10 protein-coding genes are annotated in these 12,361 nt (G+C 69.7%); 4 read left to right on the forward strand and 6 right to left on the reverse strand.

All coding sequences use genetic code 11. From position 1 onward, the window contains the following. Positions 1-56: 56 nt before the first annotated feature. The 5 genes from exoE to U8525_RS31155 form a co-directional block, all read right to left on the reverse strand. On the reverse strand, positions 57-1,424 hold the full coding sequence (gene exoE, locus U8525_RS31135; protein ID WP_374270345.1) for a polyisoprenyl-phosphate hexose-1-phosphate transferase ExoE: 1,368 nt from the start codon (positions 1,422-1,424) through the stop codon (positions 57-59). 110 nt (positions 1,425-1,534) lie between these two features. After that, a complete protein-coding gene (locus U8525_RS31140) occupies positions 1,535-2,272 on the reverse strand; it encodes a CpsD/CapB family tyrosine-protein kinase (RefSeq protein ID WP_374270346.1) in 738 nt (245 codons plus the stop codon). A gap of 36 nt (positions 2,273-2,308) precedes the next feature. Then, positions 2,309-3,718: a GumC family protein gene (locus U8525_RS31145; RefSeq protein ID WP_374270347.1), complete on the reverse strand. Its 1,410-nt coding sequence runs from the start codon at positions 3,716-3,718 to the stop codon at positions 2,309-2,311. 38 nt (positions 3,719-3,756) lie between these two features. Beyond that, on the reverse strand, positions 3,757-4,905 hold the full coding sequence (locus U8525_RS31150; protein WP_374270348.1) for a hypothetical protein: 1,149 nt from the start codon (positions 4,903-4,905) through the stop codon (positions 3,757-3,759). 80 nt (positions 4,906-4,985) lie between these two features. After that, positions 4,986-5,555 carry a polysaccharide biosynthesis/export family protein gene (locus tag U8525_RS31155; protein WP_374270349.1) on the reverse strand — a complete coding sequence of 190 codons (570 nt, stop codon included), beginning with the start codon at positions 5,553-5,555 and terminating at the stop codon, positions 4,986-4,988. Between the two features lie 444 nt (positions 5,556-5,999). Between U8525_RS31155 and U8525_RS31160 the strand changes: the two genes are divergently transcribed. Beyond that, entirely contained in the window at positions 6,000-6,155 is a 156-nt protein-coding gene (locus U8525_RS31160) for a hypothetical protein (protein ID WP_374270350.1), read from the forward strand. Positions 6,156-6,269: 114 nt separating this feature from the next. Here U8525_RS31160 and U8525_RS31165 read toward each other — a convergent pair whose 3' ends face one another. Then, positions 6,270-7,826: a phospholipase D-like domain-containing protein gene (locus U8525_RS31165; RefSeq protein WP_374270351.1), complete on the reverse strand. Its 1,557-nt coding sequence runs from the start codon at positions 7,824-7,826 to the stop codon at positions 6,270-6,272. 367 nt (positions 7,827-8,193) lie between these two features. On the opposite strand from U8525_RS31165, the gene U8525_RS31170 reads away from it, so the two are divergent. The 3 genes from U8525_RS31170 to U8525_RS31180 all read left to right on the forward strand — a co-directional run bounded on the left by U8525_RS31170 (position 8,194) and on the right by U8525_RS31180 (position 12,303). Next, positions 8,194-10,227: an amylo-alpha-1,6-glucosidase gene (locus U8525_RS31170; RefSeq protein ID WP_374270352.1), complete on the forward strand. Its 2,034-nt coding sequence runs from the start codon at positions 8,194-8,196 to the stop codon at positions 10,225-10,227. 312 nt (positions 10,228-10,539) lie between these two features. Further along, positions 10,540-11,466: a hypothetical protein gene (locus U8525_RS31175; RefSeq protein ID WP_374270353.1), complete on the forward strand. Its 927-nt coding sequence runs from the start codon at positions 10,540-10,542 to the stop codon at positions 11,464-11,466. A 120-nt stretch (positions 11,467-11,586) separates the two neighbouring features. Beyond that, complete coding sequence (locus U8525_RS31180; RefSeq protein ID WP_374270354.1) at positions 11,587-12,303, forward strand: hypothetical protein; 717 nt, start codon at positions 11,587-11,589, stop codon at positions 12,301-12,303. Positions 12,304-12,361: the final 58 nt, after the last annotated feature.

Raw genomic sequence — 12,361 nt, forward strand, 5'->3', positions numbered from 1 at the left:
CCTCCCCCCACAACCGGAGGCCGCGGACCCTCCCCGACATCCACTGCTGAACCGTCCTACCGGGCCCCCCGTCCCAGCAGCACGTGCCGCACCGTGTGGAAGATGATACCGACGTCCAGGAACAGCGACCCGTTCTTCACGTAGTACAGGTCGAACTCCAGCTTGTTGCGCGCGTCCTCCACCGACGCGCCGTAGGGGTAGCGGATCTGCGCCCAGCCCGTGATGCCCGGCTTCACCGCCTCGCGCAGGCCGTAGAACGGGATCTGCTGCTTGAGCTGCTCGGTGAACACCGGGCGCTCCGGCCGCGGGCCCACGAAGCTCATGTGGCCCAGCAGCACGTTGAACACCTGCGGGATCTCGTCGATGCGCGTCTTGCGGATGAACCGGCCCACCCGCGTGACGCGGTCGTCGTTGGAGCGCGCCCACACCGCGCCGTCCTTCTCCGCGTCGGTGCGCATGCTGCGGAACTTCCAGAGCGGATACGCCTTGCCGCCCAGGCCCACCCGGTCCTGCCGGTAGAAGATGGGGCCCCTCGAGTCCAGCTTGATGGCGATGGCCACCAGCACCAGGAAGGGCGACGCCATCAGCAGGAGCAGCGACGCCACCGCCACGTCGAACACGCGCTTGAAGGCCCGGCGCAGGGGCGACACCGTCATCTCGTCCGCGAAGGCGAAGTCGCTGGCGCGCAGGAACTGCACCGGGATGCGGCGCAGCACGCGCTCGCAGAAGCCCGCCGCGTCGTACACCCGCCGCCCGTCCAGCCGGCAGCGCAGCAGGGAGTCCACCCAGTTGGCGCCGCGCATGTCGTCCGCGGCCTGCACCACGTAGGAGGCGTTGAGGCGCGCCGCCATCGCGTCCAGCGACTCCTCCACCTTGCGCGGGTCCACCAGGGCCACCACGCGGAAGGAGCCCTCGCCGCCGTCCTCGATGGCGCTCGCCACCGCGCGGGCCTTGAGGCCGTCGCCGACGACGAGCACCGCGTCGGGCTCGCCCACCAGCGCCCGGATGGAGACGCGCACCACCAGGGTGCCGGCCAGGGCGCCCATCGCGCCGCCCAGCAGCGTCCCGGGGGGCAGCACCACCGGCAGGACGAGCGGCAAGAGCAGCATCACGCCGCCCGCCACCATCGCGGTGACGCCCGCGGCCTTGAGGAAGCGGTAGCCGCGCGTCCGGTCCTCCGCGGCGATGCGCAGGTCGTAGAGGTCCAGCAGGTACAGCGTGAACTGGAAGGTGACGACGAAGGCCAGGCCCAGCCCCACCAGCGTGGGCCACATCGTGGCGAACGGCGGCTGGGTGCCCAGGGGCGCGAAGAGGGCCGCGCAGGCCGCGGCGCCCGCGACACAGGCCAGCGCGATCGCCGAGGACTCGGCGAGGAAGAACGTCAGTTTCTTGGCTGAAAAATAGTGGTGGAAAACGCGAAGCACGTGACTCCTCCAACCCCAACCCGCCGCCGCTCCAGGCCCCCCGCCCTTCACCCCTCATCGGGGCGAGGAGCGGGTCGGGCCTTTGAAACACCTCACCTCACCGCCACCCGCTACCGCTTCACGTAGTTCTTCAGGTACGGGGTCGCGTTCACCTCCGCCCCGTTGAGCACGCAGCCCACCAGCGCCGCGCCCGCCAGCTGCTCCACCGCCTGGTTCACCACCTTGGAGGGGGTGACGTTGGCGCGGATGACCATCAGCACGCCGTCCATCTGGTGGCCCAGGATGGCCGCGTCCGCGAACGGCAGCGTGGGCGGCAGGTCCACGTACACCTCGTCGAAGCCGTCGCGCACCGCCTTGAGGAACTGCTTCATGCGGGCGCTCGCCAGCACCTGGGTGCTCTCCTCCGGCGTGGCGCCGGCGGGGATGACCGCCAGCCGCGTGGCGTTGAAGCGGCGCACGACGTCGCGCACGTCGCACTCGCCGGCCAGCAGCTCCGCCAGGCCCTGCTTGTTGCGCATGCCCAGCGTGGGCGCCACCTGCCCCCGCCGCAGGTCCGCGTCCACCAGCAGGATGCGGCGCTCCGGGTTCGCCCGGGCGGCGGCCAGGGCCAGGTTCACGCTCGTCACCGTCTTGCCCTCGCCGGGCATCGCGGAGGTGAGCGCCACCACCTTCATCGGGCGCTGCTCGCGCATCCGCTCCAGGCGGTAGTACAGGGTGCGGTACTGCTCGGCGGCCGCGGAGGCGGGGGCCGTGAGCGTCACCACCCGGCGGTCCACCGCGTTCGAGGAAGCCGCGCTCTCATCCACACGCGGGAGGAAGTTACCGGCCCGCTCCATCGTCGAGTCCATCTGTGTTCTCCAATCCTTTCCGTAGGGGGTCGGCAATTAGTTCAGGGAAGTAGGCGAGGAGACGCTGTTCCGGCTCCCGTTCATGGGCATCAACACCCGCTTCTCCGTCTTGCCCTGCATGTTCGGGACCACCGCGAGGACAGGCAGCGTCAGGCGCTCGCGGACCTCGGTGCCGTCGCGCAGGCTGTCGTCGCGCATCTCCAGGACGGTGCCGGTAAGGACGCCCAGGGCCAGGGCCACCAGCGCGGCGATGAGCAGGCCGCTCATGCGGTCCGGGCGGGCGGGCGCGGAGGGCACCCCGGCGGGCGAGATGACGTTGAACAGGCTCTTGGCGCTCTTGGCCTCCAGCTCCTGGGCGATCTCCGCCTCCACCTTGCGGCTCACCACGCTCTGGTACTTGGTGCGGGCGATCTCGTAGTCCCGGTTCATGACCGCCAGCTCCTGGGCCCAGCGCGGGGTGTTGTTCAGCCGCGCCTGGTACGCCTCGGCCTGCTTCTGGAGGTCCACGATGTCCTTCTGGATGTTGGTGACGAGCGTGGCCACGCGGGCGCGCTCGTTGCGCTCGGCGTACATGCGGCCCTCGGCGTCCTTGCGCTGGGCGCTGATGTCGTTGAGCTCACGCTCCATCCGCTTCACCTCCGGGTGGTCCTCCGTCCACTGCGTCTTCGCCTGGGTGAGGGTGCGGGACAGGCCGCTCTCCGTGGCCTCCAGGCGGCCGGCCTCGCTGTCCGCGGCGTTGCGGGCGCGGGCCAGGTCGGAGCGGCGCGCCTCGGCCGTGCGCAGCTCCTCGGACTTCATCTGCAGCTGGGCGCCGATGCGCTCCAGGCCGCGCATGTTCATCTCCATCTGCTCGGGCAGCTCGCCCAGGTGGTCCACCTTGAACTTGGAGATCTTCGACTCCCAGGCGGACACGGCCTTGCCCATGGAGATCATCTCGTCGTTGAAGAGGTCCGTGGCGCGGGCCGCCTGCGCCTGGCGGATCTTCAGCGTCTCCTCGGAGAAGATGGCCGGCAGGCGGTTGGCCACCTGCGCCACCACCTGCGGGTCGCGGCCCGCGTAGGTGAGCTCGAAGGCCGTCTCACCCTCGACGCGCACGGTGATGTCCTTGCGCATCTGCTCCACCGCCGCCTCGATGCCCTTCTCCGACACCAGCTCCGGGTAGAGGTTCATCTCCTCGATGGCCTTCTGGAGCACCGGCCGCGCCAGGAGCTCCTGGCGGACGGTGACGAGCCGCTGCTCGATGAGCTCGCTCACCGTGTGCTGGACCATCTCCTCGCCGGGGCGCTGCGGCTCCACGCGCACCACCACGGACGCTTCATAAATGCTCGGCCGGGTCATCACGATGGCCGCGCCCAACACGAAGATTGCTGCAGCGATCGCCCCCACCAGGGCCTTTCGGCGCCACAGCGCCGAAAGCAACTGGTCCGCCGTCATCCCACGCTCCATGATCCGCTCCTCCATCCTCGTCATCTCTCGAAGGTTGCCTACCAAGCTGTCATCACCAGACGGAGGGCGAACACGTTGCGTGTCAGGTCCCCCGCCCCAGCGACATCCGCCGCGCCCACCTGCGCGATGCGGTCAAAAGCGCCCTGCAACGCGAGCCGCCGGCCGAGCCGGTACTCGACGCCTCCCCCCACCGCGTAGCCCTGCGACACGTTCGTGGTGTTGCGCCACTCCGTGTAGTGCTCACCGGGCGCCGTCCCGTTCCGGAAGAAGCTGGCCGCCCCGAAGGCCGACAGCTTCTGCGTGAACCGGTGCGCCCCCATCACCGACGCGTAGTCCGCCCACACCGCGCCGGAGAAACCGCTCGCGCCCACCAGGTCGTGGCCCATGGCGAAGCCGAAGTCGCTGCGCTCGCCCTCGCGCACCACCTCCAGCGCCGCGCGGGGCATCCACCCGCCGCGCGCCGCGTCCGTCGGCAGGTAGCGCACCGGCCCCCCCCGGAGGGTGAGCGTGGTGGGCCGCGTCAGCCGGTAGCGCACGGCCGCGGAGGCGCCGTGCGCCTGGCTGTAGTCGCCGGCGTACAGGAAGCCCTGGTAGCGGTACTCGGCGCCCAGGGACAGCCGGCGCGTGGAGCGGTACCACAGCTCCACCGACGGGGTGTGCGCGTAGCCCGCCACCCGCCCCGGCTCGATGATGCGCGTCGCCTCGAACATGTAGTTGCCGCGCACGTCCAGGCGGTCCGTGACGCGCCCGGTGAGCCCCACCCGCGTCTGCGCATAGAAGGTGGGCGCCGTGGAGCGCGCCAGCCCGTCACGCGGCAGCGACGTGGGGTCGGTGACGCGGAACACCCGCGCGCTGGCGTCCAGCCGCAGGCGGCGGGTGAGCACGTCCCGGAAGGCCACGCCCGCGCGGTGGTCCACCGTCGTCGTGCCGGAGCCGTGCCGCGCGAGCAGGTCCGTGGCGTAGAAGGACTCCAGCGTCACCTGCTCGTTCTTCACGTCCAGGCCCAGCCGCGGAGACAGCTTCGTCATGAACTGGCCGTTGGTGCCGGTCCCGCCCAGGCGGATGTCGTTGTCGAAGCGCTCCTCCGCCGTCAGGCGCAGCCGCGGCTCCAGGATGGTGGCCGCCTGCGCGGCCGGCGCGGCGATGAGACACCCTGCGATCACTGCCCGCTTCCAATGGCCCCTCACCGCCGCCCTCCCATCCTTGCCCACGCCCACGTTCGCTGCTTCCCGCTGCCTGTCCTTGACGCTCCCGCGACCGTCCCGGCTCACGGGACGACGACGGTGTCACCCGGCCGGAGGATGACGCTCTCGCCGTCGGGGGAGACCAGGTCGCTGTAGCGCACCGGAATCTGTCCGCCCTTGCCGTCCGTGCGGATGACGACGATGCCGTCGGAGTTGGCGAAGTCCGTGAAGCCGCCGGCCAGCGCGATGGCCTGAAGCAGCGACACGCGGCCGCGCAGCGGGTACGCGCCCGGGTGGGCCACCTCCCCCGTCACGAAGACGCGGCTGCTGTTGACCTCGCGGACGATGACCGTCACGCGCGGCTCCTGCACGTACGGCTGGAGGCCCGTCTTGAGCAGCTCCGCCAGCTCCGTGGGCGTCTTGCCCGCGGCCTGCACCTCGCCCACCATCGGAACGGAGATGAAGCCGTCGGGACGCACCGGCACCGTGCGCGACAGCTCCTGATCGCGCCAGACGCTCACGTCGAGCACGTCCTCGCGCCCGATGCGATACGGCTGCTCCGAGTTGTCGACCTTCAGCGCCTGCTGGTGAGCACAACCCGACAGGAGGAGCATCCCCATCACCGTCCAAAACCCCGTGCGCCGCATTCCCATCTTTCGCTCTCCTTCGTTCACGGATGTCCGCGCGGGCCGCGCCGTTCACACGCCCTGGAGGGCCGGGCGACTCGCTTCTGGCGGTGGCTCTTAGCAGCGCGTGTGCCAGCGACCGGGGGGAGGGAAAACCCTTGGAATGCAGTGGGTTACGGCGTGCCACATCAGGCGCACATCAGCGCATCCGGGAAAAATTCCGGTCCCGGGTCGGTGTTCTCCCCTGTGCTTTCTGCCGATCGCTTCCACGAGGAGGAAGAGGATTGCCCACCGGAAGCCACGCGCCTTCCACGCCCGTTCGGGCTCCCCCCTGGGATTCCCGTAGCGGAGGTTCGGCACGAGACTTGAACAGGGATGAGCGTCGAACAGCGATTGGGGTTCAGGGGTTCAACTCAGTCCAGAGGGAGACATCGGATGGGCAAGGTGGCAGGGGCGGTTGGGGTGGTCTTCATGCTCGGGACCAGCATCGTGGGACTGGTGGGGGCCTCGATGGGCGGCAGCGTGGAAGCCGGCGTGCTGGGCATGGTGGGCCTGGCCCTGTATGGCGGCAGCTCGCTCTTGAGCGGCAAGGCGACGGAGCCCGAGGGCGTCGCGAAGCAGGCGTAGCGGCCCGCGCCCACGCGGTCGCGTTCAGGGGCCTTCGGGCCGGTTCAGCGAAGAAGGAAGCCAGGCTTCCTCCCGCTGCCGGCCCGCGGGCCCTTGTCGTGTCCGGGGTTCGGCTCAGGGCTGGTGGGGCCCGGCCTCCGGAGCGGGGGAGGCGCTCGGCTCCGGCAGGACGCGAGGCTCCTCGGCGCCGGGGCGCGGCGGCACCTCCTGCTCCGGGAGCGGCTGTTGCGCGCTGCCCTGGGCCTCCTGGCGGCGCAGGCGCACGGCCCGGCTCCACAGGGCGATGCCCGCCCACACGCCCACGACCGCCGCCGGCACGGCCACGACGTGGGGCCAGTAGAGCGCCACGCCCGCCAGGGCGAGCGGCACCACGCCCGCGCCGAAGACGACCTTGGATTCGGTGCGGCCCAGCTCGCGGTGGTTGGTGACGGCGGCGCCCACGGTGTTGCCCAGGCGCACCGCGCCCGCGGCCGCGCGGCTCATGCTGCCCCGCCGCCCGGGAGCCCCCCGCTGCGCGCGCGGCAGTGGAGGCGCGCCGTTCAGCCGCCGCGCCCGTCCGCCGAGCACCACCTCCGTCGCGTGCTCCAGGTCCTGGAGGTACATGGCCTCCATCTGCTGGGCGAAGCCGGCGTCCTCCACGGCGACGTCGATCTCGGAGTTGCCCAGCCAGCTGGCGGGGTTGAGGTTGGAGGACCCGACGCGCGCCCAGGTGCCATCCGCCACGGCCGTCTTGGCGTGGAGCATGGTGCCATTCCACTCATAGACGCGGATGCCGGCCTCCAGCAGGGGGCGGTAGCCCGCCTGGGTGAGCGGGCGCAGCGCGGGGATGTCGCTGCTGCCGGGCACGAGCAGCCGCACGTCCACGCCGTCGCGCGACGCGGCCCGGAGCGCCTGCACATAGGTGGCGGTGCCCACGAAGTACGCGTCGGTGAGCCACAGCCGCTTGCGCGCGAGCGACGCGATGAGCTGATCCACGCGGAACAGGCCCGCGCTCCAGGGCACGCCGGCCACGACGCGCAGGGCCACGTCCCCCCTGGGCAGGGAGGCGCGGGCGGACAGGCAGCCCTCCTCGTCCAGGGGAGGGCCCACGGTGCTCCAGCCCTGGGCGAAGGCGCGCACCAGATCCACCACGGCGGGGCCGCGGAGCTCCAGGCCGGTGTCGCGCCAGGGGGCCACGCCCTTCTCCGGGTCGCCCACCCACTTGTGGCTCACGCACAGGCCGGAGACGAAGCCCACCTCGCCGTCCACGGTGAGCGTCTTGCGGTGGTTGCGGCCCAGCCACGCGAGCGGCCGGTCGAACTGGAAGGGGTTGAAGGAGCGCACCTCCACGCCCGCGTCGCGCAGGACGCGCCAGTAGTGGCGGGACGCGGCGCCCATGCAGCCCAGCCAGTCATGGAGGACGCGGACCTGCACGCCGTCGCGGGCGCGGGCGCACAGGGCCTCCGCGAAGGCGCGGCCCACCGCGTCGTCTTCAATGATGTAGTTCTCGAAGAGGATGGAGCGCTGGGCCTCCTGGATGGCGCGCAGCCACGCGGGGTAGTTCTCGCGCGCGTCGCGCAGGAGGCGCACCTCGTTGCCGGGCACGAGCGGCGCGCCCGCGGCGCGGGAGAAGACCTGCTCGGCGAGGTTGTGCTGTCGGCCGCTGATGCCCGACGACGTCACGATGGCCACGCGGTGCCTCCTCGGGAAATCGGGGCGCGCCCGAAGGCTCTGGGTGAGGTGCTGCCCCGGAGGGACCGTCGCAAGGGTTTCTCGCGGAGGGATTCCGGAGCGCTCGCGGCGGCGGCGAGGGCCTGTCCGGCTGGCTGCCCTCCCCTCGAGTCCAGGGGTCGGGGGATGCGCTGGGTGGCGCGGGCTTTCATGAGCAACCTCTCCGCGAGGGCGATGGCGTGATGCGGCCCCGGGACGATGGCCGACGGCTTCCTGCTTCCTACCCTTCCCGCGCGCCTCCGCCCAGGGGGACTCGGGCGGAGGTCGGGCGGCGGCCTTCGCCGGGCCCGACCGCGCTCGCGTCGCCGAGCGAGGAGGAGACACAGGCGTGAACGAACCAGCCCCAGCCCTGCCCCGCCTGTCGTTCGACTTCCCGGACGGCGCGGACTTCGGCACCGGCGTGTCCCACGAGTGGCTCCTGACCAACGGCCGAGGGGGCTACGCCTCCGGCACGGTGGTGGGCTGCAACACGCGCCGCTACCACGGCCTGTTCATCCCCACCCTGGAGAGGCTGGGCCGCACGGTGCTGATGGCGCGGCTGGAGGAGACGGCGCTGGTGGACGGGGAGCGCTACCGGCTCACGTCCGAAGAGCACGCGGACGGCGGCGCGAGGGAGGACGGCGCGAGGCACCTGCGGCACTTCCACCTGGAGGGGCTGCTCCCCGTCTGGGAGTACGCGGTGGGGCGCGCGCGGCTGCGGCGGCGCATCGTGATGGTGCACGGCGAGGACACGGTGTTCCTGGAGTGGAAGCACCTGTCTGGCCCGGAGGTGACGCTGCACCTGCGGCCCTTCCCGGTGCTGCGGCCGCACGACGGGCCGCTGTCGAAGGACGTGCCCGCGCCCATCGTCACGCTGCGGGGTTCGCTGATGGAGCTGCGCAACGGCGAGGACGGCCCCCGGCAGCGGATGCATGTGTATTCGGACGGCCCCGCGCCCTACGTGGGCCTGGGAGAGACGTCCCCACCGCAGCACCTGCGGCTGGAGAAGGCGCGAGGCTACGACTTCACGGAGCTACAGCACTCGCCGGGCTACTTCGCGGCGATGCTGCGGCCGGGCGGCACGGTCTACTTCGGGCTCACGGTGGAGACTGCGGGGCACCTGCTGGGGCGGAAGCCCGCGGAGGTGTTCGAGCGGGAGCGGACCCGGGAGGAGCGCCTGCTGGCGCGGGCTCCGGAGCATGCGCGCACGGGAGTCCCCTCGCGGCTGGTGCTGGCGGCGGATCAATTCATCATCGATCCGCCGAGGCCCGCGGACGCCGCGTGGGCGCGGTCGATGGGGCTGGACGCGAGGAGCGTCATCGCGGGCTACCCCTGGTTCACGGACTGGGGCCGGGACACGATGATCAGCCTGGACGGGCTGACGCTGGCCACGGGGCGCTACCGCGAGGCGGCGGCCATCCTGCGCACGTTCGAGCACTACGTGCGGGACGGGCTGATTCCGAACTACTTCCCGGACGGGGAGAGCGAGGGCGTCTACCACACGGCGGACGCGACGCTCTGGTTCTTCCACGCGGTGGACCGCTACCTGGAGGAGACGGGCGACGCAGCGCTGCTGCGCGACCTGTTCCCGACGCTGCGGGACATCGTGGCGCGCCACCAGCAGGGCACGCGCTTCAACATCGGCGTGGATCCGGCGGACGGGCTCCTGCGGCAGGGACAGGAGGGCTATCAGCTCACCTGGATGGACGCGAAGGTGGATGGCTGGGTGGTGACGCCGCGCCGAGGCAAGGCGGTGGAGCTCAACGCGCTGTGGTTCAACGCCCTGCGGCTGATGGCGGGCTGGGCGGAGCGGCTGGGCGAGGAAGCGGGGCCGTACCGGGGCGCGGCGGAGAAGGCGCACGGCAGCTTCAACCGGCGCTTCTGGAACGAAGCGGGCGGCTGCCTCTACGACCTCGTGGACGGAGAGGACGGGCGCGAGGACGCGCACGTGCGGCCGAACCAGGTCTTCGCCATCTCGCTGAAGCACCCGGTGCTCCAGCGAGACAAGTGGGCGAAGGTGCTGGAGGTGGTGAAGCGCGAGCTGGTGACGCCGGTGGGCCTGCGCAGCCTGGCGCCGGGGAGCAGGGACTACAAACCCAGGTACGACGGAGACCTGCGGGCGCGCGACGCGGCCTATCACCAGGGCACGGTGTGGGGTTGGCTCATCGGGCACTACGTGGACGCGACGTTGAAGGTGTCGCCGGACCTGAAGGCCGCGAGGGCCCTGCTGTCTGGACTGGAGGACCACCTGTCGCACGCGGGGCTTGGACAGATTTCGGAAATCTTTGATGCGACCGAGCCCTACCGGCCGCGGGGGTGCTTCGCGCAGGCCTGGAGCGTGGCGGAGGCGCTGCGGGTGTTCAGCAAGACGAACGTGGGGTGACAATCCACTCAAGGTGCTGGTCCAACAGGGCACTGGCTCGCTGGGAGAAAGTCATATGCCCCGTGAACAACATGGGCATTGCAAATCCCTGAAGCTGTGCTAGTCAGTCTGCTTACGCAGTAACGCTGTCGCTCCCCTTACATTCGAGTTCGCCACCTCGCTTGGACTCCGTCATGGGGACCTCCGGGTGTGTTTGTCCATTGCGACCGAGAGGGGAATCGCCACTTCCGTCAGTGGCTCCTTTCCGAACCGTCCATGTTTTCTGATTTCGCACGACTTCTGGCGTGCGGCACACCGGGAGAAGTACGCGTAATGACAATCGCAGCCATCGCCACAGCATTCTCGACCATTGCTCCATTCACCAAGTGCATAGGGCAGGCCATTGCCGCAGCTCCCTTATCTCTTATGGGCTTGGCATTGGGGAGCATCTCGCTCGATGCACAGGCGGCGGGACTGACACCGTCCTCGTCGCAGTATGTCCAGGAGATCTCTCTCGACATGTGCAACTGGGCGAACAGGCCTGTCCAGAGTATGTGCACGACCCAGAACCTCAGCAGCAGTTCGGGCGGTGGGAACATCGTGCCCTGTGCTGACCCTACCGAGGCCCCTCCTTCGACGTCTTGGTTCGAGCTATCTCCTACCGTGCCCGCTCCATATGACGGCCACACTGGCCGTCAGACCCAGCAGTGGCACTGGCTGGACGGTCGCTACCTCAGTGGCCTGGGTGCGCCCGTCATCCACTGCCCCACGAATCCTGCCCAATGGGGGAGTTTGCTCTTCACTAAACCCCTGGCGACGACCCAGTCGGGTCATGTCTTCCTGCGGGTTCCCGGGTTCTTGAGCCACCATCAGGCCCGGTACGTGCGGGGACAGGTCAAGGTCTATCTCTATTCACAGCGGCCGCTCGGTCCGCCCTATCTCCCCGGCATTGACCTGTCAGCGACGCTCGCGCTCCAGACGCTCGGAATGGACAACGTATGGCGTGACGCCGCCACAATGGTGCTGCCCGCACCAGATACCTACTCAGGAGGAGGCTACGAGTTCTTCGAGGTCGAAACCCTCATTCAACCCTACACCCCAGTCCGGGTGGAGCTTCGCGCCAACGCGCTCCCCCCTCTTCGCTTCGCGGATCCGGACTACATCTGGGGGAACTACCACCTTGGCGCGGACATCATCGAAGCACGCCTCATCCTGCCGGACTGCATTCCGGACCAATCCCAGCCTGGATTCTGTCTGTAATTCTCCACCTGCTCGGCGATCCTGAAACGAAACCTCCAGGCCTCATTCGCATTCATGGGCGAGAGCCCTGCGAGGAAGCCCGGCTGAATCCTGAAACTATCACAAGGAGTACCTGTGAAGATGCGATTCCTCATCGCAGGGGCGACGTGTACCCTGTTCCTGCCCAGCGTGACCCATGCAGCGGATGCCTATGACCTCATTTCGCCTGCCCGGTGTGAGCTGCGCTTCAACAGGCTGATGAACTGTCAGCTACCGCAGGTGTCACTCACCACGCCCACAGCGGAAACTGCCGTGCCCCTCCGGACAACGCTCCGCTCCGTCGTGTCCGGCAATTGTTCGACCCAGTACCCGCTGGAGGCCCGGGCCGAAACGGCGGGGGCGCCGCCCGTCTTCCTCCCTTATCTCCAGAACAACAAGGAGGTCCGGCTGCGAGCGGATGGAGGCGCGCCCGTGAGCGCCTTCACCCTGAGCGATGCGTCCACCTGGACACCCTCTGCGGTCCTCGATGCCAGCTGCCGCATCATGCTGGACGTCCGATGGAACGAGGTCGACGTCTCCAGCACGGGCGAGGCCCAGGCCCTCGTCACCGCGTTGAACGCTGAAATCGCCGCTGCTGAAAGCCATGCAGACCGGATGGAGGAGCTCATGCTCTATCAGCGCGCCTACGCGTTCATGTCCAGCCTGGCTGACCGCTTCCGTGTCGAACTCTCCAACGAGAGCATGCAGGAACTCCGGGCTGCGGCGCTTGAGGCCGGTCCTGCCATGGAATGGTCGTGTCCCTATAAGTGTGTAGATGGCGAGGAGGGACGAGCGGGAAAGAGGGAAGCTCCTCGGTGAAACCAACCGAGCCGGTCTCCTCCTGGCAGAGGAGCCGAGGAGTTCCCCGACGTGGACG

Origin of the sequence: Corallococcus sp. RDP092CA (genome assembly GCF_041903675.1) — a bacterium.
In the GTDB taxonomy this organism is placed as follows: Bacteria; Myxococcota; Myxococcia; order Myxococcales; family Myxococcaceae; genus Corallococcus.

What these genes read in the sequence shown, in the direction of transcription:
- U8525_RS31140 (WP_374270346.1), bottom strand. Translation starts at nt 2,272, where the DNA reads ATGGACTCGACGATGGAGCGGGCCGGTAACTTCCTCCCGCGTGTGGAT.
- U8525_RS31145 (WP_374270347.1), bottom strand. Translation starts at nt 3,718, where the DNA reads ATGGAGCGTGGGATGACGGCGGACCAGTTGCTTTCGGCGCTGTGGCGC.
- U8525_RS31155 (WP_374270349.1), bottom strand. Translation starts at nt 5,555, where the DNA reads ATGGGAATGCGGCGCACGGGGTTTTGGACGGTGATGGGGATGCTCCTC.
- U8525_RS31160 (WP_374270350.1), top strand. Translation starts at nt 6,000, where the DNA reads ATGCTCGGGACCAGCATCGTGGGACTGGTGGGGGCCTCGATGGGCGGC.
- U8525_RS31175 (WP_374270353.1), top strand. Translation starts at nt 10,540, where the DNA reads ATGACAATCGCAGCCATCGCCACAGCATTCTCGACCATTGCTCCATTC.
- U8525_RS31180 (WP_374270354.1), top strand. Translation starts at nt 11,587, where the DNA reads ATGCGATTCCTCATCGCAGGGGCGACGTGTACCCTGTTCCTGCCCAGC.